14 protein-coding genes are annotated in these 23,246 nt (G+C 54.8%); 13 read left to right on the top strand and 1 reads right to left on the bottom strand.

Annotation, left to right across the window (positions count from 1 at the left end; genetic code table 11):
* The first annotated feature begins 143 nt into the window (after positions 1-143).
* The 13 genes from IE091_RS16200 (at position 144) to cysQ (ending at position 21,514) form a co-directional block, all read left to right on the top strand.
* On the top strand, positions 144-1,082 hold the full coding sequence (locus tag IE091_RS16200) for a hypothetical protein (protein ID WP_189464120.1): 939 nt from the start codon (positions 144-146) through the stop codon (positions 1,080-1,082).
* Complete coding sequence (locus tag IE091_RS16195) at positions 1,079-3,538, top strand: acylphosphatase (protein WP_189464119.1); 2,460 nt, start codon at positions 1,079-1,081, stop codon at positions 3,536-3,538. Before IE091_RS16200 ends, IE091_RS16195 begins: the two co-directional genes overlap by 4 nt.
* Before the next feature lie 46 nt (positions 3,539-3,584).
* Positions 3,585-4,370 (top strand): polysaccharide lyase, encoded by a 786-nt coding sequence (locus tag IE091_RS16190; protein WP_189464118.1) that lies wholly within the window; start codon positions 3,585-3,587, stop codon positions 4,368-4,370.
* Between the two features lie 244 nt (positions 4,371-4,614).
* Entirely contained in the window at positions 4,615-5,841 is a 1,227-nt protein-coding gene (locus IE091_RS16185) for a glycosyltransferase (protein ID WP_144984505.1), read from the top strand.
* A 226-nt stretch (positions 5,842-6,067) separates the two neighbouring features.
* A complete protein-coding gene (locus tag IE091_RS16180; RefSeq protein WP_144984502.1) occupies positions 6,068-7,234 on the top strand; it encodes a nucleotide sugar dehydrogenase in 1,167 nt (388 codons plus the stop codon).
* A gap of 169 nt (positions 7,235-7,403) precedes the next feature.
* Positions 7,404-10,385, top strand: coding sequence for a glycosyltransferase (locus IE091_RS16175; protein WP_189464117.1), 2,982 nt, complete (start codon positions 7,404-7,406; stop codon positions 10,383-10,385).
* Positions 10,386-10,457: 72 nt separating this feature from the next.
* Positions 10,458-12,755 (top strand): glycosyltransferase family 2 protein, encoded by a 2,298-nt coding sequence (locus IE091_RS16170; protein ID WP_189464116.1) that lies wholly within the window; start codon positions 10,458-10,460, stop codon positions 12,753-12,755.
* A 35-nt stretch (positions 12,756-12,790) separates the two neighbouring features.
* Positions 12,791-15,097 carry a glycosyltransferase family 2 protein gene (locus tag IE091_RS16165; protein WP_189464115.1) on the top strand — a complete coding sequence of 769 codons (2,307 nt, stop codon included), beginning with the start codon at positions 12,791-12,793 and terminating at the stop codon, positions 15,095-15,097.
* A 93-nt stretch (positions 15,098-15,190) separates the two neighbouring features.
* Positions 15,191-16,273, top strand: a complete 1,083-nt coding sequence (locus IE091_RS16160; protein WP_096923232.1) for a glycosyltransferase family protein — start codon at positions 15,191-15,193, stop codon at positions 16,271-16,273.
* A 1-nt stretch (position 16,274) separates the two neighbouring features.
* Positions 16,275-17,867 carry a phosphoglucomutase (alpha-D-glucose-1,6-bisphosphate-dependent) gene (gene pgm, locus IE091_RS16155; protein WP_189464114.1) on the top strand — a complete coding sequence of 531 codons (1,593 nt, stop codon included), beginning with the start codon at positions 16,275-16,277 and terminating at the stop codon, positions 17,865-17,867.
* Positions 17,868-18,128: 261 nt separating this feature from the next.
* Positions 18,129-19,826, top strand: a complete 1,698-nt coding sequence (pgi, locus tag IE091_RS16150; protein WP_189464113.1) for a glucose-6-phosphate isomerase — start codon at positions 18,129-18,131, stop codon at positions 19,824-19,826.
* Positions 19,823-20,677, top strand: a complete 855-nt coding sequence (locus IE091_RS16145; protein ID WP_096923229.1) for a UTP--glucose-1-phosphate uridylyltransferase — start codon at positions 19,823-19,825, stop codon at positions 20,675-20,677. Before pgi ends, IE091_RS16145 begins: the two co-directional genes overlap by 4 nt.
* Before the next feature lie 69 nt (positions 20,678-20,746).
* Positions 20,747-21,514, top strand: coding sequence for a 3'(2'),5'-bisphosphate nucleotidase CysQ (gene cysQ, locus IE091_RS16140; protein WP_189464112.1), 768 nt, complete (start codon positions 20,747-20,749; stop codon positions 21,512-21,514).
* 1,159 nt (positions 21,515-22,673) lie between these two features.
* Here the strand turns inward: cysQ and rfaH are convergent.
* Complete coding sequence (gene rfaH, locus IE091_RS16135) at positions 22,674-23,189, bottom strand: transcription/translation regulatory transformer protein RfaH (RefSeq protein WP_039177757.1); 516 nt, start codon at positions 23,187-23,189, stop codon at positions 22,674-22,676.
* Between the last annotated feature and the right edge of the window lie 57 nt (positions 23,190-23,246).

Raw genomic sequence — 23,246 nt, 5'->3', positions numbered from 1 at the left:
TATGTTGGGCATGGCACTGTCTGGGTGAATGGCGATAATGGCTATATTGCCATGCAGGTCAGTGGGTTAGAAGTGCTTCCGGGGGCCGGTCTCACGGATTCAGGTCTTTCTCATTTATCGTCGTTCTGAGGTTTCAATAAAAAATGTCTTGGTCAATTCGTTATGTTGGTGATGAAAGGTCATTTGCTCGTTGGGGTGGAGTAAAAGATATTTACTTTTCGTTAGACCAGTTTGAATCCGTGGATAGTTTAGTTGATGGCTGCTACACGATTTATGAAAGTGGCGCTTTGATTGATATTAATGTAGAAGCTGCAAGTGCTGGGCCTCTGTTGGTTTTTTTCAATGGGGCTAAAAATAGAGAGGATAGTACGAAGCTTCCTATTTTTTCCGGTGCTAAGGTAACGCCTTCAGGTAAAGCAAGTCGGCTTTCCATTAATGATCCAGCCTTGTATCTCGCAGATGATATATCTATGGGTTGGTACGCAGGCACTAAAACGATTGCTCTGCAAAAAGATATTATACCGAGAATTGTAAGTAAAGTTGCATCTCTTCTTTCAGCCAGCAAGATTGTCTTTGTGGGTGGTTCTGCGGGAGGTTTTGCCAGCCTGTTTTATGCTTCAAAGTTCCCGGATTCTATTTGTATAACATCAAATCCTCAAACATCAATTTTTAGATATTACAAATCACACGTTAATCGTTATTTGAAGTATGGTTTTGATGTGGAGAGTGTGGATGCTGTTAGAGCTAATTCAAAGCTGACGCGTGGCACCGTTACCAATTTGTTGAAATATTACGATGGTTCTCTTAAGAACAAAACGCTTTACATGCAAAACCAAAAAGATTTGCATCATGTAAATCGTCATTATATTCCATTCTTGGAGTCGCTTGGTGTTGAACCCATGCTGAATGCAGGGGCGCATCAACATAACGATCACTTAGTGACGTGTAATGGTGATTGGGGCGATGGACATAAAACAGCTCCAAGGGGTTTTTGGGCAAACGTTCTAAATAATGTCGTTGAGAATGTCAATGATATTGAAGATATGTTTGCTCATAAGCGGGCGGCGGATCTTTTTAAGTGATTTTGGTGGCTCAGGCAATGATGAATGAACACGATGTTGCTTTGTTTGAATCTGTTAAGAGCTGCAATGTCCATAGTAGCTCGCTATGCTGCCATGCGATAATGGCAAGTGCGTTAGCTCGTGATGTTAAGGTTTATATCTATTCTGCTGAAGAGATTAAAAAAATATGCGCTACGCACGGTCTGAAGTTTCGCCAAAGTTATTACGGTGTAGGGCAAGTTTTTTCATTGACCTATGGCGATAAAACCTATCTTGTTAATAAGACCAAGTTTCTACTTTCTAAACTGCCGCCTGCTTTTTCAAAGAAAGCATTGAAAGATAGTGAGCATCTAGGTGTCGATTCACCCAAGGGTGTTTTTTTTAAAAAGAATCAGTTCTCATCTAAGCTGCTTGAAAAAAACGGTATCAAGTTTCCCGTTGTGTTGAAGCCGGTTGGCGGAAGCATGGGAAAGGGCGTTGTTCTCGATTTGAAAAGCATTAGTGCACTAAAAGTAGCAATAGAGAATAGTGTGTCTGATGATCTGGTAGTAGAAGAACAAGTGTCTGGTGATGAATATCGTATTTACCTTGTAAAAGGTAAGTACTTTGGTGCTGTCAAAAGAGTGCCTGCCAATGTTGTAGGTAACGGCGTGATGACAGTTGAGCAACTGATTAAGCAAAAAAATGCGTTAAAAAAGCAAAAACATCACCCTCTGATCAAAAAGGAAAGCGCGTTGGCTTTCCTATCTGCTCAAGGGAAAAGCGTTGATGTAGTGCCAGCTGATGGTGAGTTTGTTGCTTTAACTAATGTGCTGGGTCGCTCCTCAGGTGGAGATGTGTACGATGTTTCTCATCAAATGCCTGGCTGGGTGTTGAAAAAAATAGATAAGCTAGGGAGTTATTTTAACGATAGTTTATGTACAGGCTTGGATGTTATTGTCAATGAAGAGAGCTGTTATCTGATTGAGGCGAATAACCGGCCACAGTTGAGTTCTTTGCTTATGCCTGATGATGGGAAAGGCAGAAATATTGCAGACGCACTGGTCAGTGCCCTTTTTCCGACCACTCAGATAAAATATGTGATTGGTGGCAGAATTGGCGACATAAAAAAATCCGTCAATTTGTCTAGAAAGAATGATACAGGAATATTATTGGATCCTGGGGTTAATCGCTATCCATTAACCTCTGATTCAGTTAATGATCTCAAGTTTAAGGAGTTGAGCTCATTTTCAAATAGTAATAGGCTGGTGTTACGCCGAGAGATCCATTCCCGAGGCTTGTTTTTTGACACTTGGAGCACTGAGAAGGGAAGCAAGCGTTGGTCTATTACCAGTGCTCAACGGTCTATTGTTTTTCGTGAGAATATGCCTGCCCAAACGTCTTATGCTACAAGGGCCCTCACAAATGATAAAGAGAAAACCAAGCAGCGTCTGTCTAAATATGGTATCCATGTGCCTTCCGGTATTAGGGTTAAGCAATCGGATTTCAATGCTGCTGAAAAATGGTTTGATTCTCTTGGTTCCAGTCCTTTAGTGGTTGTTAAGCCTTATAATGGTTCGGGTGGAAAGGGAGTTACTTCGGGTATCGCATCAAAGAAAGTGATGCTTGATGCTCTTGCTGGCTTGGACGATGACGATGCTGTATTAGAAGAGCATATCAATGGTTTTGATTATCGCTTGTTTGTAGTAGGCGGTAAGTTCAAGTATGCCATTAAACGACATCCTGCACACGTTGTAGGTGATGGTGTCTCTACGGTATCAATGCTCGTAAATGCAAAGAACAAAGTTCGAAGACATAATCCATATACTGGCAAATATTTGCTAGCGTTAGATCAAGCTGTCATCGAACGTATTTCGAGTAAAGGCTATTCTCCTGAGTCTATTCTTGACGCTGGAGAAGTGTTGTATTTGCAAACTATTGCCAATATCGGTGCAGGGGGCGATAGTGAGGATGTGACGGAGCTTGTGCACGCTGACTTTATTGAAATCGCTGAGCGTGTTTATGGCGCATTTGAAAATCTTGCATTCTGTGGTTTGGACCTTATTACGGAAGATATCAGTTGCTCATCAGGCGCACAACGTTATGCCGTTATTGAAGTAAATGCTAACTGTGATTTAGCAATGCATCACTTCCCTACGCGGGGAGAGCCACGTGATGCAGCGGGGGCAATTCTTGAAAATCTTTTCCCAGAGTCATCACCTGCGTCTGTTGTAAGGCGTCAATTAACGATATGCGGGAAGGTTCAGGGCGTAGGCTATCGCAAGTGGTTGGCCCGTCAGGCAAGACTGCGCTCTATATATGGAACAGTATCCAATCAGAAAGATGGCTCTGTAGTCGCTATGGTTCAGGGCAGCGACTCTGCGATCTCTGACCTGGTACGTGCGGCGAATCAAGGGCCTGCCAAAGCACTGGTCAGTTACGTTAACGTAACGGATGGAGGGAGTGTCAGCGTCCTGGATAATTTCTCCATCACTTGATGTCACAAACGATGGGTGCATTCCATGACTCGAGGAGCCAGCAGCATTGATTAGGTTTTGGACGCTTGGGCTGACCCTAGTGGTCCTGTTCGCTCTTTGGTGGTCTGGCATTCAAGCGCCGCCCACCTCTGAGCAGGCCATCGAAACATTCGATAACCCTACTTTTTCCTCTCAGGGGCAAAGTCTTGTCGAGCACTCCCGTACCCAGTTAGCACCCGGCCATGGGGTCAATGGCAGTACTGCGTTGCGTGTTGACTATGAAGGATACGAGCGCGGCAGCCGTCGGGTAGTGGTGTCGCCTCGTATTGATCCTGCACTCCAGTATGAGCTCTCTTTCTGGGTTCAGTTCTGTGAAGGGTTTGATTTCGCTCGAGGTGGCAAGTTACATGGGCTAGGGCCTGCCAGCCCGGTGGCGGGTGGCAATGAACCCAGTGCCGACCAGTGGAGCGCCCGTTTGATGTTCCGCGGCGATGGCGGCTTGCAAACCTATGTTTACCACCAGGATATGGCAGGGCGTTATGGTGATACACGCCGTGCAGAGGCGTTCCAGTTTACGCCAGGGCAGTACCACCATGTGCGTATGCAGGTAGACTTGAACGCCCCTTCCTCTGCGAATAATGGGCAGGTGCTGGTGTGGGTGGATGATGCATTGGTCATCGAGCATACCGGTTTGCGCTTTCGAGATGTCGAAAACGATCAGAGTCTGATTCAGCGGCTGATGTTCAGTACGTTTCATGGGGGCAGCAGCCCTGAGTGGGCTCCAAGAGACAGCACGGGGGCCTTCAAGACAGACTGTGCCTTCTTCGATGATTTTAGCATGCTAATTAAATAGACAGTGGGTTGATTGCAAGGTCTTGTCCTGCACAGTGACGATGTGCTATACCTTTGTATCATAAGAATTCATAGATGTTTTAAAATGTAAGTCCAATAATAACGATATCACGCCACTCCCATGAAGCTGTTTAAAGGCAGTTGGCGTGGTGTTGTTATATTGTCATGTCGTATTGCTTTGAGTGGTTTTCTTGGGGTGGCGTGCTTTTCCATTGTTGGACAAGCCGGTGATCAGGAGAAAATCAATGAAAAAGCACATGTTTGTCATGATCCGCTATAGCGTTTTGTCTGAAAACAACACTGCTTGGGTCATTGGTCGTGATAACGAATTTGAAGCCTATAAAAAAGAGCTGTTCTCTGATGAGCGCATGTCGTTACATGAAGAGCTTTTCTTCAACGTAACGCTGCCTTCCTTGCAGAAAATGTCGCCTGACAAGACAACGGTATTGGTGTTTACGTCAGAAGCATTGCCTGAGAAGAACATGCAGCAATTACAGCGAGCACAGCAAGCCTGCCCCCATCTTGAAATCGTGCCTCTTTCCAGCAAAGGGGGGGTTATCTCGAAAATGCAGCAGCACCTGCTGAGTCGCTTGGAAGCATTTGGCGGTGAGGTATGTTACGCCACCGTTCGCCTGGATGACGATGATGCGCTGGCGGATGATTTTGAAGAGCAGCTATACCATTATATTTCGCCTGAATTCGAAGGCCATGCCATTACGTTTGCAAATGGTTATGAAGGTATCTATGAAGAGGGCGGATATTCTTCTTTTTTGCCACGGCATAGCCCCAAAATTGCGATGGGCCTGTCTTTGGTGCAAGTGTATCGGCCTTCCTCTCCTCCACGGTTACTCTCAGTATATAGCTTGGGTAATCACACCAAGGTGGATGAAAAGCATCCGCTGGTGGTTAATCCACGCTTTCCTATGTACGTGCGCACGGTACATCCGGGCAGTGACATTTTTGCCAAGCAGTTCAAGCAGAAGTTGAAAAAATCACGTGCAGCCAAGACGGCTGGCCAAAGTACAGTAGCTGAGCGCTTCTGCTTCTTGCGTGAAGGCAATGCAGTGGCGCTTGAAACGTTGCCGCAGCTTGATTTTCTGGGCGAGGGATTTTCTGCTGCTTGCTTGGTGACCCATCATAAAAGTGTCTTGGTGTACTCACACAGTAGTGAAGAAATCCATCACTGCCACCCCCGCGATGTGGTGCTGGACCATGACGATGAGCTGGTCTGCTTTGATCGTGAAAAGCACGCACTGACCCTCAGTGAAACAGGCAAGCAGCTGTTTCTCGATAACCGAAATGTCTTTTCCACCAATGATTCCTATGGCTGTAAACCGTTGGCTTTCAAGCGTAATGGCCGCGGGCTCGCGATCGTAGTGAAAGGTGCAGAGCGTTATTTGTCTGCAGAGCGTTCAGGCGAAGTGAGCTTCAAGAAAAACTGCAAAGCATGGGAAGTGTTTTACTTGAACTGATGCGGACTGAGTTGGCGATGGCCTGGGGGAGTGGGCGCTGAGCTTTCCAGGCCGTCTTTTGCGATAACATGCATACTGCCTTAGGAAGGCATCCCCCTTTGTAGGGAACTTTCTGGTGAATGTGATGGTTATGATGAATCGATGGGCGCGTAGTTTGTTACAATCGCGCCGACTCTGTCGCTTTGGCGATGACTGATGCAACGATGCTTGTTGGAGAACCTTAAGGATGAAGATTGCAGTTGCCGGTACGGGCTATGTTGGCCTTTCTAACGCGATGCTGTTGGCCCAGCACCATGAGGTGGTCGCGGTCGATATCGTGCCTGAAAAGGTCGAGATGCTGAATAACCGCGTATCACCGATTGAGGATGCGGAAATTTCAGCGTTTTTGGCCCGGGAAGACCTGCACTTCACGGCAACCCTGGATGCCAAAGCGGCTTACGCGGGGGCGGCGTTTGTCATTATTGCCACGCCCACCGACTACGACCCGGACACCAACTATTTCAACACCAAAAGCGTTGAGGCCGTGATTCAGCAGGTCATGGAGATCAACCCGGATGCGGTCATGGTCATCAAGTCCACCGTGCCGGTGGGCTATACACAGGAAACTGCTGAGCGTTTGAACACGCAGAATCTGCTGTTTTCGCCTGAGTTCCTGCGTGAAGGCAAGGCTCTGCACGATAACTTGTACCCTTCGCGCATCATTGTGGGCGAGCGTTCGGAGCGGGCGGCGACTTTTGCCGAGCTGTTGAAGCAGGGTGCCATCAAGCAGGAAGTCGATGTGCTGTTGACCAACAGCACGGAAGCAGAGGCAATCAAGCTGTTCGCCAATACTTATCTGGCCATGCGCGTAGCGTATTTCAATGAGCTGGATACCTACGCCGAAACTCATGGGTTGGATGCCAAACAGATTATCGAAGGGGTAGGGCTGGACCCGCGCATTGGCAAGCATTACAACAACCCCAGCTTCGGTTATGGCGGCTACTGCCTGCCTAAAGATACCAAGCAGCTGTTGGCGAATTATCAGGATGTGCCCAACAACATGATTCAGGCCATCGTGGAAGCGAACCGCACTCGCAAAGATTTTATCGCGGAGTCGGTGTTGCGCCGTGAGCCGGAAGTGGTGGGCGTGTACCGTTTGATCATGAAAACCGGTTCCGATAACTTCCGTGCCAGTGCCATGCAGGGCGTCATGAAGCGTCTTAAGGCCAAGGGCATCGAAGTGGTGGTGTTCGAACCTGCCTTGGATAAAGAGAAGTTCTTTGGTTCTGTGGTGATGCGCGACTTCGACGCCTTCAAACAGAAGGCAGATGTGATCTTGGCAAACCGCATGGTGCCTGAGCTGGAGGATGTGGTGGACAAGGTCTATACCCGTGACCTGTTTGGCAGCGATTGAGCGAGCCCATGGAAATTTAACGCTTCGGGTATGCTATATTGCCGCTAGGCCTCGGTTTTATTTATAAAAACGTGTTGCCCATAAATGCATGTAAGGGCCGTCAACCCAGGGTTTGACGGCTTTTTTGTATGTAGGGTTTTGGGATTTCACTTTTCGCTAATGGGTTGCCATGTTTTCTTTTCTGGCTAAATGGTGGGGTCGGCCTTCATCGGCCCAAGATGCTGTTCACGCCACTCCGCTACGGCAGGATGACGCGGCTGATTTCGATGCTCAGTGGTATCTCGACGCTTATCCCGATGTGGCTGAGGCGGGGTTGGACCCGTGGCAGCATTATCAGCGCCATGGCCGGGCAGAGGGCCGGCAGCCTTTTCGCAACCGAGTGGTGGGCTGGGAGCATGCGTTATGGCGAGGAGCCGATCGTGTCATGCTGCCTCGTTTAGCGCAGCTGCTTTCCTCGTCTTCTGCCAATGCTACCGAGCGGCTGGCGGCGCGTTGGGCGTTAGCACGCTGGTATGCCTGGCAGCAGCGTTGGGATGCGGTGCTGGATAGCCTGATGCCGGAAGGGCGGTGGGAGGCTTTTTCGTCCCCTGGGCCGGCGCTGTTGGTCATTGATGCGTGTTGTCGGGGTAAGGTGGCTCGTCACACTAGGGGGGCAGCTCAGCAGGTGCTGACGTTTTTAGAGAGCCATTACCCACATTTGGCCGACACCGCTCTGGCACGCTGTAACATGCAGCAATGGTTGAATGAGCCTTCCGCATCGTCATTGGGTGTTTTGAATGCCATGTTCGAGGCGCATGATCTCGCTCCCGTTGGTCTGGGTGATGATGCGTCTTCGTTTGCGCTGTCTGCTTTGCAGCTTGCTGGGGGCACGGGCAATAAAGAGGTCAATAATGTCATTCCGTTGAAATTGGTGAGTGTCATTATTCCGCTTTATAACGCTGAACGCACCATTGCCACGGCGTTGCGCGGGCTGTTTGCGCAATCTGGCGTGCGCCTTGAAATCATCGTGGTAGATGATGCCAGTGCGGATGACGGTGCTGCGGTAGTCAAGGCGCTTCAGCATGAGGCTCCCTCCCATGTGCAGCTGGTGTTGCTGCGCCACGAGCGTAACCAGGGGGCCTATGCGGCACGTAATACTGGGCTGAAAGTGGCGCGTGGTGAGTTCATTACTACCCACGATAGTGATGACTGGTCTCACCCTCAGAAATTGTGGCACCAATGTCAGGCGCTGGTGGCGCAGCCGCAGGTGCAGGCCTGCCTTTCGCATTGGGTACGTGTTACGCCGTCTTTGCACTTCCACCGCTGGCGCTTGGATGAGTTTGGGTGGGTCTATCCGAATATGTCTTCGTTGATGTTTCGGCGCTCGACGTTCGAGGCGTTGGGCTATTGGGATCGCGTGAACGTCAATGCCGATACCGAGTTCCGGTATCGTGTGGAAGCGGCTTTTGGGCCGGAAAGTGTGGCTGAGGTGCTGCCAGGTGTGCCCCTGTCATTTGGCTTGAGTGATAAAGGGTCATTAAGCCAGCATACCAGCACGCATTTGGTAAGTCAGTTCAGTGGAGCACGGTTCCGTTATATGCAGATGGCTCGCCAGTGGCATCAGGCAGCAGAAAGCAGAACGGCGCTGTTGATGCCTTTTATGCCTGAGTCAAGGCCATTTGCAGCACCGCTTTCGATGCTGCGCGAGCAGTCGCCTGCCAATGGGCCGTTGACCGATTTCGAGCGGGTCTGCGAATCCACGCTGTTTGATGCTGGGTGGTACCTTGCCCGTTACCCGGATTTGCTGAATACGCCAACCGAGCCGCTGCTGCATTTCTGGGAGGCGGGCGCCGCCGAAGGCCGAGATCCAGGGCCCGATTTTTCTACGTCTGGATATTTACGTTATTACCCGGAGGTGGCTCAACTTCCTTGTCAGCCGCTGACTCATTTTTTAAAGACGGGGTACGCACACGACTTTTCAGCCTTGCCAGAGTGGGAGGGGGAGCAGGCGTTTTCTAACCGGCCAACCGTCATGTTGTGCGCGCATCAGGCGGGTAAGACGCTGTTTGGCGCTGAGCGTAGCCTGTTGGATGTGCTGGATGCCATGGTCAAGCTGCGTTGGAATGTAGTGGTTACCTTGCCTGAGGCCATGAATGCCGAGTATGAGCAGGCCATTTTGAAGCGTTGCCGGGTGTTGGCCGTACTCCCCTATGGCTGGTGGCAGGCAGGGCGGTTGCCGGTCGAGAGGACGGTTGCTCATTTCGAAACATTGATCGAGCGCCACAAGGTCAATGCGATACACGGTAATACAGCAGTGCTTTTGGAACCTTATGTGGCGGCACGCCGAGCGGGGTTACCAACGCTGGTGCATGTTCGTGAATTGCCGCGTCATGATCCAGGCTTGTGTGCCTTGTTGGGCGCTGAGCCTGAGGCGGTGGTGGCCCATGTTCATGCACAAGCCGATGTGGTGATCGCCAACTCACGCTGCGCTGCCGAGGCATTTGCACTGCCGTCTTCAACGCCCGTGTGCGTGGTGCCTAATACGATCCATATGCCGCCATTATTGGCGCTGCCGCCCGTGCGTTTTTCACCCGGCGAGCGTCAGGGTGGGGTAAGGGTGGGCATGTTGAGTAGCAATGTTGCCAAAAAGGGCATCGATGACCTGGCCACCATGGCTCGTCACCTGCAAGCTTTGTCGCCCTTTGCTGAGGTGGTGGTGTTTGGGGCCTGCACCCCTGAGATAAAAGCGCTATTGGCGCGTCAGGCGCAGGGCCGTGCGCCTTCCAATGTGCGCTTTGCGGGTTACGTAGAACGCCCTGAAGAGGCGTTGGCTCAGCTTGATATCGTGGTGAACCTATCCCGCTTTCAAGAGTCTTTTGGGCGTACTGTACTCGAAGCCATGGCGGCAGGACGGCCGGTAGTGGCTTATCAGTGGGGCGCATTGGGCGAGCTGGTCGTTGATGGTGAAACGGGGTATCTCGTGCCGTATGGCGACCCGGCGGCGGCAGCCCAGCAGGTGGCAAAGTTGGCCGCTGCGCCCGCTCAATGCCGACGCTTCGGTCAGGCTGCACAGCAGCGAGCGGTGACTTGGTTTAGTTCGGCTGAGCTGGGCAGTGCATTGTGCAAGGCGTATCGGTTAACCGGTGTGTCTGCCTTTGCAGATACACCGTGATCGACTACGTGGCATTGATTACGTGACATCGACTACGTGACAAAACCATACAGATCCAGCGGAGGGACATGCTTGAAGCTTGCCATTGCTGCTATCGTCAAGAATGAACGAGAGAGCCTTCCCGAGTGGATGGCGTTTCATTTGTCGGTAGGCGTTAGCCACTTTTTGATTGCCGATAATGAAAGCGATGATGGCACGTATGAGTGGCTGGCTCCTATGCAAAAGGCAGGGCTGGTGACCTTGCTGTCTGTGCCCACCGAGGGGCAGCCGCCTCAGTTGCAGGCGTATCGGCAATTGTTGCATCATTGCCCTCAACTTATTGATCTGTTGGCGTTTATTGATGTCGATGAGTTCTTGCTACCCACCACTGAAACCCTAGAAGATGACGAGTATCCTTTGTTGTCGTGGTTGAAAACGCGCTTTTCTGACCCTGAGGTAAGTGCGTTGGGGCTGAACTGGGCCTGCTTTGGCTCTGCTGGTGCCAGGTTTCGTGAGGATGGGCTGGTCATCGAACGCTTCACTCGGCGTGCCCGGCAGGACTTCGGGCCTAACCATCACATAAAAAGTGTGGTCAGGCCGCGTGATGTCGAGTGTTTTATCAACCCGCATATTGCTCGCTTGCGCCATGGCCACTATCTCAATAGCCATGGGGCGCCGCTGATTGCACGTCAGGGGCCGAATGGCTCGGTTAGCCAGGGGTTGAGCGACACTGTTTGCTGGGACGGCGCGCGGATAAACCACTATTTGGTCAAGTCGGTAGAAGAGTTTGTGCTGGGCAAGGCTCAGCGTGGCAGTGCTGCCACCCCCCATTATCAAAAGCAGCGTGACTACTTTATGCGCCATGACCGTAACGATGTTGAGTGTCATGTGGCCGCTCAATTCGCGCCTAAGGTTAAACAGAAAATGAAATGGTTGCAGCAGCTTGCAGATAAGCAACATGACGTAACAGAAAATGCCGACGAGCGCTCGGCAGGGCAGGACCTGAAGCGCTGGCTAACGCGCCGTGTGAAGGAGTGGACTCATGCTACCCCAGAGCATGAACGAACCCCGATTGAACGCTGGTCGTTGGATTATCCTTCACCGCAGCGCGGGTCGCGTTTTCTGCCTTCTGGACGAGTGGTACAAGGGTGGCTGCTGCTGCCTGAGCATCTACAGGACATGCGAGCTCAGGTTCGCATCGTTGCTCGCTGGTTGCCCGTCTACGAACTGTGTTATCCGTTGGATATCGAGCGTCCTGATGTCATCGAGAATGTGCTGAGCGTAGCCGCCGAAGGGCACGCTCAGCAGCGGTGCGGTTTTCGCTTTACGGTGCCGCCCTTGTTGAGAGAGTTTTCACTGTGGCTTGCGTTGGGTGATGAGCGCTGGCTGTTGCAAGACGTTCACGTGGATACTCAGGATGTTGCTCCTTCACAGCCATTGAAAGTCCTCGAAGGTAAAAAAGGGTGGCTGTTTCTGGATAATGATACCAATGGCAGCGTAGACCAATTTACGGGACGGATGCAGCTGACCCAGGCTGGCGTGGAGGGGTGGCAGGCGTATCTGCGCCAATTGTCAGAGGTGGCGGGCCAGGTGCCCTGCGCGTTGTTGGTGGCGCCTTCCAAAGAGAGTGTCATGGGCGAGCAGTATCACCCTCAACAGGGCGGGGAGACAGGTCCCATGCAGCAGGTATTGGCATTGCCAGAAGCTGCTGAGTTGGTGTACCCCGTGGCGGCGCTGAAATCATTGGGAGACGGTGCTTTTATCCCGACCGATACGCACTGGACGCATCAGGGGGCGATGACCGCAACGCTGGCTTTTGCCGAGCGCTTGGGGCTGGATGCGTCGTCGTGTGCGTCAGTGTTTGCCAAAGATCGCTACAAGAAAAGAACCATGGGGGGGGACTTGGGCAATAAGTTGGCGCCCAAACAGACGTCCGTGGTGGAGGTCCTGACTTCTTTTACGCATACCCGCTACAAGACTTATGACAATGGCCTGCCTAATTTTGGCCGTCTGATGGTGATGGAGTACCCGAAAGCGCTGATGCCTGGCACGTGCTTGCTGTTTGGTTCCTCGTCCAGCTATTCCATGTTCAATTATCTGTGCCGCCTTTTTCAGCGCGTGGTGTTCGTGCATAGCGCAGGTAATGTTGACCCTGCTCTGGTGCAGGCTGTCAGCCCTGCTTATCTGGCCGCTCAGACCAATGCGCGCTTTGTGATTCAAGTACCTACAGTGGCCTATAGCTTACAGGAGATGGTGCAGAGCAAGTCGTCCCAGCTCGACGAGAAAGCACTTGAGGGTGTGCTGGAACGGCGTATCATCGCCGAGGATGAGTACCTGCAAACGGTGGGCATTCTGCCTTGGGCGCAGGCGGCTCGGGCACTTATTTCATGAAGGTTGCCTTGTCAAAGAATTGGGTTGAGGTGTGAATGGGGCAGCATACAGTTCGCTTTAAAGAATGGATGGCCGCGCTGGGTCGTTTGATTGACATGCCGCCTATCTGGCGGCGTCAGCCTGTCTTGAATATCAGAAATACGCCTTCGGCGCTTGATGAAGCAGTCGAATATGAACGCGAAAACGGTACTGTCGACTGCGAGGTAGTCGGCGACAAGCCTTGGCCAGGCTGGAATATGATCGAGCTGGATGGGCTGGCGGGTGATGCTCACGGTGCTGCTACTTTGGTGCTTCATACGCGGCAGGGGGAGCTTGAATCCTCTGTTTCTTTACGTCCTGGTAAAACGACTAAACGGATTGTTTGGGTGCCGCTGGGCGTTGTTGGTATTACGCTTTCTTTCAGTGCTTCCGAGGCGGCGCTGCAGTCGGCTACGTTGCGATGGGTGTGGTTGACGCCTTGGTTTGCACATAACCGCTTGGCGCGCCGGCTTATCAATAACCATGAAGACTTCAAGGGGCTGCGTACTCGCAAGGTGATCCGGCAATTGCATGTCGCGTCTGTGGCGGAAGGGTGCTCCTGGCGTAAAGTGGCCCTTACTGCCTATGACCAGACACATGCGAAGCAGCACATCAACGATGATTATGTGCGCTGGATCGATGTCAAAGAGCCTTCTGCTCACCTTGATGCTCAGGCCTTTATTTCCAGGCTGGCGCACGCGCCTTTGTTCTCGCTGATCATGCCCGTGACTCTGGAAGATTTTGAAAAAGGCGAGAAACATTTTGTTGCCACGATCAATTCGCTCAAGGCGCAAAGCTATTTCTTTTGGGAAATATTCATCGTGTTGTCGGCTGAGATTACCGATGCACAAAGGCGAAGTCTTGAGCGTTATATTCCTTCTACCAGCCGTATCAATCTGATCAGGAGCTATCACCGCACCTATGCGAAGTTGGATCACCAGGGGTTTATTCAAACCCAAGGGGATGGCGTGTTGCGGATTAGCGTTGGCGACCAGCTATCACCAGAGGCGCTGAGCCAACTGGCCAGGGCATGGAACGAGTATCCGGATGCGCAGCTGTTCTATGGCGATGAAGATGCCATTAATGAAAATGGCGAGCGTAGCAAGCCGGTTTTCAAGCCAGATTGGAACCCTGATTTATTGCTGTCTACCAATTACATTGGTCGCCTGGCACTCTACAAGCGTAAACTGCTATGGCAGCTGGAAACCGAGCAAGCAGACCTGTTGTCACATCTGACTAACCGAGCGGCTGTCGACTACGCCTTGGCGTTGACGTTTTTGATGTGGAAGAGTGTCCATGGGAGTGAGCGTTCGGTTCATCATTTACCTGCAATGCTGTATCACCGTAGTACGCTATTTCGCTATTCACTTTCTCAAGCGGATGCCATACAGCTGGTAACGCACGTATTGAAACAGCATGTGGCCAGTAATCATGCGGTTGTTCACCCTGGTTTGCTGGAGCATAGCGTGCGTATCGAGTGGCCGATTCCGCGCCCTGCGCCATTGGTAAGTCTGTTGATTCCTACCCGTAATGGGGTGGATATCCTGCGGCCTTGTGTAGATGCCATTCTTGCTCGTACGGCATATACCCATTTTGAAGTGCTGATTCTGGATAATCAAAGTGATTGCCCGGAGGCGCTGGCCTATATGAACGAAGTGGAGCAGCGTGATGCTCGCGTGCGAGTTTTGCGGTGGGATCACCCGTTCAATTATTCAGCCATCAATAATTTTGGTGCAACGCACGCGCATGGCTCGATTATTGGGCTGATAAATAACGACATTGAACCCATCAACGAGCACTGGCTAACCGAAATGGTCGGCCAAGTGTGTCGCTCTGAAATCGGCTGCGTTGGCGCTAAGCTTTACTATCCTAATGGAATGTTGCAACATGGTGGGGTCATCCTTGGGTTAGGCGATGTGGCGGGTCATGCGCATCGCTTCTTCCCGCGGGAAAGCGATGGTTATAACGGGCGTTTGAAAGTTGTGCAGAATCTTTCTGCTGTTACTGCCGCATGTTTGTTATTGCGAAAAAGTGTCTTTAATAAAGTGAAGGGCCTGAACGAGCGCGAGTTGGCAGTTGCTTACAACGATGTCGATTTGTGTTTGCGTGTTCGAGAGGCAGGTTACCGCAATTTATGGACACCTTATGCAGAGCTGTATCATCACGAGTCTATTTCCCGTGGTGCAGATGACACGCCTACCAAACGCGCACGGTGGCTGAGCGAAGTTGCTTATATGCGCCGCCGTTGGGCCAAACAGTTGGATAATGACCCTGCTTACAACCCTAATTTGACGCTGGTGCATGAAGATTTCTCACTCCGTTAACATGCTGGTGATACCTGTGAGTAACGCCATGTCTGTTTGGCCAGCTTCACGGCATGGTGTGCTCATGTGTTTTGTGTGCCTGCAAGATGCCTTATGACCCCGAAAGCAGACTGGGTTGTTTTTAGCGACGGCAGCAGGCCGACGGAAGATATCTACTTTCTTGAATCTGCTGTACCGGCGCTTCGCCAACAGGGTTTGCGCATTGAGCGCGTGATGGCTTCGAGGTGGTTTGCCGCGCCGTGGCTGCTGGGGCGAGATTTTCTGGATCATTATGCGGGGGCCAATCTGGTCGTGTGCCGCTCCCTGCCTGCCGCATGGATACGCTGGCTAAGACGTCATCGTCGTGTCTTTGGCTACGTCGTGTATTTGATCGATGATGATATCTCTGCCGCTGCCGCCGATGTATCACTCCCCGATGCTTACCGTAAACGCATGGCAGGTATTGCCGATAGCCAGACAGGATTGCTGGCCTTGTGTGATGAGGTGGTCGCGTGCAGTGAAGCGTTAGCCGAACAATTCCGTTCAGACCATGCCAATGTGTCGGTGTTGCCCCCTCCATTGATCGCCGCCCTTCCTGAAGACTTGAACCACTTCAGACAACCGCCTTCGCCAGGCTTACCTTGGCGAATAGGCTTCCATGGGACGCGCGCCCATTTGAGCGACCTGCAGCATATCGCTCCCGCGCTTAAGGCAATTCAGAACGCTCAAGTGGGTACACAGCTGGAAATTATGCTGGGGCGACATACGCCTTCCGAATTGGCTGAGTTACCAGGTGTGACTACGCCAGAACCACTGCCTTGGCAGGCGTTTCGTCACTACCAATCTCAGCATCGGGTGCATATTGGCTTGGCTCCGCTATGGCCTACACCGTTTAACCGGGGTAAGTCGTATATCAAGTTTTTAGATATTGCTGCCATGGGTGGCGTGGGTGTTTACTCGCGTCGGGGCCCTTACACTGATGTCGTTTCCCACGGTAGCAACGGCTTGCTGGTAGGTGACACGCCTGAGGAGTGGCAGGCTGCACTGCACTTCTTGATTCATCATCCCCAAGAGGCCGCGGCCATGGCCCGTCAGGCAGCTATAGATGCGCAGCGCATTGGCCAACCTGACGATGCGATACAGTTCTGGCAGGCACGGCAGGCTCGTTTTTCCGTATATCAATCAGGGAGTAAGTAGAATGGACGCCATTATCCAGGCATTTCATGATCAAACGCCGAATGCCAATGTCGTGAAGGAACGCATCGCCTTTGGTACGTCTGGCCACCGTGGCCGCGCCACCGAGCGTACGTTCAACGCGGCACATATCATCGCGATTACCCAGGCGGTGGTGGACTACCGCAAGGAAGAGAACTACCAGGGGCCGCTGTTTCTGGGGTTGGATACCCATGCGCTTTCGCGCCCCGCCTGGGAGTGCGCGCTGCGGGTGCTGGTGGCCAACCGTGTGCCGGTGCTGGTCGAGAAGGGCCATGGCTACACGGCGACGCCGCTGGTCAGCCAGGCCATCATCCATTACAACACTCAGCACCCGCTGGGTGACCCTGCTGCCAAGGCCGATGGGTTGATCATCACGCCTTCGCACAATCCGCCGGAAGATGGCGGCATCAAGTACAACCTGTACCACGGTGGCCCCGCCGATACCGAAGCGACCCGCTGGATCGAACTGCGCGCCAATGCCTACCTGCTGCGCCAGTTGAGCGATATTACGCTGGTGTCGTTGGAAGAGGCGCTGGCCCAGGTGCAGGAGTACGATTTCACGGCCCATTACGTCGCCCAGCTGGGCCGCGTGGTGGATATGGATGCCATCCAGAAGGCCAACCTGACCCTCGGGGCAGACCCCATGGGCGGTACGGCGCTGCCGGTGTGGCAGGCGGTGGCTGAACACTATGGGCTGAATCTGGAAGTGGTGAATACCACCCTCGATAGCCGGTTTGCGTTCATGCCGCCGGACCACGACGGCAAGATTCGCATGGACTGTTCCAGCGCGGCGGCCATGGCCAACCTGCTCGACATCAAGGACCGCTTCGATCTCGCCTTCGGCAACGACCCGGATGCCGACCGCCACGGTATCGTGGATGCCAATGGGTTGATGAATCCCAATCACTTCCTGGCGGTGTGTGTGGATTACCTGATGAGCCACCGCCCCGAGTGGAGCCAGGAGCTGCGCATTGGCAAGACGCTAGTGTCGTCTTCCATGATTGATCGGGTGGTGGCTTCCCATGAGCGGGAGCTGCACGAGGTGCCGGTGGGCTTCAAATGGTTCGTGGATGGCCTCTCCGATGGTTGGTTGGCCTTTGGTGGCGAAGAGAGCGCCGGGGCCAGCCTGCTGACCCGCGACGGCAAGGCGTGGTCTACCGACAAGGACGGCATTGCGCTGTGCCTGCTGGCCGCCGAGATTTTGGCCGTGACCGGCAAAACGCCCAGCGAGTATTACCAGACGCTGACCCAGCGCTTTGGCGAGCCTTGCTACAAGCGTGTGGACACGCCCTGCAGCGTGGAAGAGAAGGACGCCTTCAAGCAGCTCACCGCCGCCAGCGTTACCGACACCACCCTGGCGGGCGACCCCATCACCGCTGTACTGGTCAAGGCCCCCGGTAACCAGGCTGCCATTGGCGGCTTGAAAGTCACCACCGACAACGGCTGGTTCGCCGCCCGCCCCAGCGGCACGGAATCGCTCTACAAAATCTACGCCGAAAGCTTCAAAGGCCCCCAACACCTGGACGAACTGATCGACAGCGCCAAGCAATTACTTTCGGGCGTGTTGGCCGCGTAGAACTCTGTTAAGGCATATCCCCACTCCTTTCGATCGTCGCTTCGTTGGAGTGGGGAAGGTAGTTAATAGTGGCACAGTATTATGGCTATTGTTCGCTGCGCTGCTCTCTGGTGTCTCAATTTCCACGTATTATTCATTTTTGGCTGTGTACCTTCCCCCATCATCTTACTGTAAACTTTATGGTTAACACTGAAGTGATGCAGGTTGGCGTGGCAAATGCTTATTTCTCTTTGTCATGCCACCTTTTATCAAGGACGACACATGAACAGTTCACTATCCATTGTTAACGAGCGTACCTACACGCCTTTCAATGCATTGCATCAGCATGCTGACCAGCTGCAGGCTCAGTCATTGAGCGACCTGTTGGGGAACTCTGAGTCTGCTCAACAGCGGGCGAATTCTCTGGCGTTTTCATTTGGCACGCTGCATCTGGATTTCAGCAAACAGCGGTTGACCCAGCAAACGCTGCAGTTATTGGTGGCGTGGGCGCAGAGCTGTGGGCTGGAAGCGCGGCGTAGTGCGCTGTTTGCAGGCGCCAAGGTGAATCACTCCGAGCGCCGGGCGGCGTTGCACATGGCGGCGCGCTGGCCGGAAGCGACGCCTGCCCCTGAGGGCATGGAGGCCGCCGCCGCGTTTTGCCAGCAGCAGCGGGTGAAAATGGCCGAGCTGGTGACCCGTGTTCATCAGCAGGCGTGGTTTGGCGCCACGGGCCAGGCGATCACCGATATTGTGCATATTGGGGTGGGGGGCTCGGATTTAGGCCCCAAATTGGTGAGCGAGGCGCTGGCCGATTGCCCGAGCCAGGCGCAGGTGGGCGTGCACTATGTGTCTACCATGGATGGCTCGCAGCTGCTGCCGTTGATGGAAACGCTGAACCCGGCTACCACGCTGCTGGTGTTGGCCTCGAAGTCGTTCACCACGGCCGATACGCAGTTCAATCTGCGCACGGCGCTGGCCTGGTTGAGCGACGCCCTGGAAGTGGATGAGGCCACGGTGCGCCGTTACCAGCTGTTGGGGGTCTCTTCCAAGCCGGAAAAAATGACCGAGTTCGGCATTCCCGAGGCGCATCAGCTGGCGTTCAAGGAGTGGATTGGCGGGCGCTTTTCGCTGTGGTCGCCAATTGGCGTGAGCGTGGCCATGCAGCTGGGGGTGGCGCAGTTCGATGCCTTGTTGGAAGGTGCACACGCCATGGACCGCCACTTTCTGGAGACGCCGCTGGCGCAGAACCTGCCCGTGTTGCAGGCACTGGTGGGGGCCTGGAACAGCCAGTTCTTGAATATCCCGACCCACGCAGTGCTGCCCTACGATGGTCGTTTGAAGAGCCTCGCGGCCTATCTTCAGCAGTTGGAGATGGAGTCCAACGGTAAAAGCGTGGGGCTCGATGGCCGCTCGGTCAATCATGCTACCTGCCCGATTCTGTGGGGCGATGTGGGCCCCAATGCCCAGCATGCGTTCTATCAATTGTTGCATCAGGGTAGCCATACGGTGAGCGCCGATTTCGTGGCCGTGGCCCAGCGCCGCGCCGAGGTGGCTTCGCCGGTGGCAGAGGCGCTGGAGGCGCAAAACTCCCTGACCCTGGCGAACTGCCTGGCCCAGGCCCAGCTGTTTGCGCTGGGGGACGATGCCATTCCGCCCGCGTTGCGGGGGTATATGGCCCAGGGGTATCGGGGTAACCAGCCCAATTCGGTTATACTGGTGCGCGAGCTGGATGCGTGGTCGATTGGCGCGCTGCTGGCACTTTACGAGCATAAAGTGTTCGTTCAATCGGTGTTGTGGAACCTGAACCCCTTCGACCAACCGGGCGTGGAGCTGGGCAAGCAGCTGGCCACCAGCCTGTATCAGACGTTGGCGGGTTTGCCGATCGAGCACCAGAATGTAGAAGATCCCAGTACTGCTCAGCTGCTGCGTAAAGTGAGTGAGTGGCGCAAGCAACGTAACGAAAAAGGAAGTGTTGAATGACTCAAGTACGCAAGGCGATTATTCCGGTGGCGGGGTTTGGTACCCGCCTGCTGCCCATCAGCAAGGCGATCCCCAAGGAGATGGTGCCGGTGGTCGACCGCCCCTTGATTCAGCACGTGGTGGAAGAGGCGCTGGCCGCAGGCATCAACGAGATCATTTTGGTGACACGTGCGGGTAAATCGGCCATCGAAGACCATTTCGATGCCCACTTCGAGCTTGAGCATTCGCTGGCCAGCAAGGGTAAGGATGTGCTGCTGGAGACGCTGTCGGCCATTTCTCCCAAGCAGTTGAAGGTGACCAGTGTTCGCCAGCCAAATGCCAAGGGACTGGGGCATGCGATCTTTTGCGCGGCCCACCTGCTGGACCAGGACGAGCCGTTCGCGGTGATTCTGCCCGACGTGCTGGTCAAGCCGCAGCTGGGCAGCAGTGCCTGTGACCTGGGCAGCATGGTGGCGCGCTGGGAAGCCAACGACGCATCGCAAATCATGGTGGAAGCCGTGCCCCAGGAAGAGGTGTACCGCTATGGCATCGTGGATTGCGATGAGCCTGCGGCAGGCGAAAGCGCCAACATGCGAGGCGTGGTGGAAAAGCCCAAGCCGGAAGAAGCGCCTTCGCGCCTTTCCGTGATTGGCCGCTACGTGCTGCCTTACCGCATCATGGAGCTGCTGCGCGACCAGCCGCCCGGCGCGGGCAACGAAATCCAGCTCACCGATGCCATCGACCGCTTGATGCAGGAAGGCAAGTCGGTGCAGGCGTACCGTATGCATGGCCGTACGTTCGACTGCGGGCATATCGAAGGCTGGCTGCAGGCCAATACCACGCTGGCCCGTGAAGCGGGTTACGACGTTTAACGGCCTGTTGCAGGCTGCGTGTTCGAAAACCGTCCCCCGTGGGCGGTTTTTTCATGTTTGGGAGGTGCCATGCGCGAATTACTGGAACAGGTGTTGGCCATTGCCAAGGCGGCGGACAGTGCCATCATGGCGGTGTATGGCCGCGCCTTCGATGTGATGATCAAGCAGGACCACAGCCCGCTGACCGAGGCAGATCGAGCGGCGCATGACGTCATTCGGCAAGGTTTGCAGGCGCTGCCGCAGGGGCATCCCATTCTTTCCGAAGAGGATGTGGAAGGCTTTTCAGGAGTGGGTGACGATGGCCGCTACTGGCTGGTGGACCCGCTGGATGGCACCAAGGAGTTCATCAAGCGCAACGGGGAGTTCACCGTGAACATCGCGCTGATCGAACACGGTGCGCCGATCCTGGGCGTGGTGACCGCTCCGGTAACAGGCGTTGCTTACCTGGCGGCAGAGGGGCTGGGGGCCTACAAGGTAGCGCCGGATGGCCAGCGTACCCGTTTGCAAGTGTCGGGCAGGCCCGCCGAGGGTGCCATGTGGCGCGTGCTGGGCAGCCGCTCTCATCACGACCCCGCGCTCACCGATTGGCTGGCAGCGTTGGGGCCTTATCAGATGCACCCCATGGGCAGTTCGCTGAAAAGCTGTTTGATCGCCGAAGGCCAAGCCGACGTTTACCCCCGCTTCGGCCCCACCAGCCTCTGGGACACCGCCGCCGCCCACGCCATCGTCCACCAGGCCGGAGGGCGCATCGTCACCCTGGACGGCCAACCGCTGCATTACGCCACCCCCTCTCAAACTCTGAACCCGCCTTTTGTGGTGTGGGGGGATCGGGGGTGATGTTGGGGTGCGGGTGGTGGTGAGGGGGGCGTGATGGTGGGCGGTGGCGCGGCTGGTTGTGGTGGCGTAATCGGGGCGGCTGGCGCCGCCTTCGCGCCGGGCCGCCGCTGCGGGTGCCTCATTCGCTCGTTGCTCTCGCTCAATCGTTACGCCGCGCTACGGTGGTGCCCATGCTCATTTCCCTCGCCCAATATGGGCGATGTATCCGTAGCGCGGTGTAAGCGAAGCGCACCCGCGAAGCAACGCGGTGAGCGTTGCCGATGAGGGCACATGGGCGGCGGTGGCGCGGTGGGTTGTGGTGGCGTGATCGGGGCGGCTGGCGCCGCCCTTCGCGGGTGCCTCATTCGCTCGTTGCTCTCGCTCAATCGTTACGCCGCGCTACGGGGGTATCCGTGCCCATGTCCATGCCCACGCCAATTCGCCACGGTTAATATGGGCGATGACCTCGTAGCGCGGCGTAAGCGGAGCGCACCCGCGAAGCATCCCGTTAGGGATGCCGATGAGGCCATATGGGTGGGCGGTGGCGCGGTGGGTGGTGGTGGCTCAATCAGGGCGGCTGGCGCCGCCTTCGCGGGTGCCTCCTTCGCTCGTTGCTCTCGCTCAGTCGTTACGCCGCGCTACGGGGGTGCCCATGCCCGTGCCCATGACCATTCCCCATGCCCGATGTTGGCGATGACCCCGTAGCGCGGTGTAAGCGGAGCGCACCCGCGAAGCATCCCGTTAGGGATGCCGATGAGGCCATATGGGTGTGCGGTGGCGCGGTGGGTGGTGGTGGCTCAATCAGGGCGGCTGGCGCCGCCTTCGCGGGTGCCTCCTTCGCTCGTTGCTCTCGCTCAATCGTTACGCCGCGCTACGGGGTATCCGTGCCCATTCCCCATGCCCGTGGGCATGTCTATGTCCCCATCCCCAATATGGGCGATGACCCCGTAGCGCGGCGTAAGCGGAGCGCACCCGCGAAGCAATGCGTTAGCGTTGCCGATGAGGGCACATGGGCGGCGGTGGCGCGGTGGGTGGTGGTGGCTCAATCAGGGCGGCTGGCGCCGCCTTCGCGGGTGCCTCCTTCGCTCGTTGCTCTCGCTCAGTCGTTACGCCGCGCTACGGTTGATCATTCACCGTTTACCATCATTCGCCGTTCGCCGTTCGCCGTTCGCCATTCGCTTCACCGCTTTTCCAGGCTTTCTACGGGGAGTTCGACGGGGTGGGGGCGTTGGAGGACGTTGAGGAGGACGATGGCGCGTTCTTCGCCTTTGCAGCGGGTGAAGATGGCTTCGAGGTCTTTGAAGGGGCCTTCGGTGATGGTGACTTTGTCGCCGGCGGTGAAGATGCTGTGGTTGCCTTCCTGGCGGTGGGGTTGGGCACGGAGGGTGGCGACGAGGGCGTCGGGCACGGCGATGGGGGTGTTGCCGAAGGTGAGCAGGCGCAGGACGCCTCGGGTGGAGCGGATGGGGCGCCAGTTGCTGCTGACCTGGTCTAGCTGGATGAACAGGTAGTAGGGGAAGAGGGGTTCGGCGACGGTGGTGAGCTTGCCTTGCCGTTTGCGTTTGACGTCCAGCACGGGGTGGAACACCTCGTAGCCTTGGTTGGCGAGGTGTTCGGCGGCGCGGAAGGATTCACTGCCTTTGCATTGGATGACGTACCAGTGGGCGGTGCTGGTTTGGGGTGTTGCGATTACCATGCGGTTACCTTTTTTTGCCCTGGGTGGCGTGATAGGCGGTGGTGGGTACCCCGTAGC

It is taken from the genome of Vreelandella hamiltonii (assembly GCF_014651775.1).
GTDB classification, from domain to species: Bacteria; Pseudomonadota; Gammaproteobacteria; order Pseudomonadales; family Halomonadaceae; genus Vreelandella; species Vreelandella hamiltonii.
This window is presented reverse-complemented; position numbering and strand designations above follow the sequence as displayed.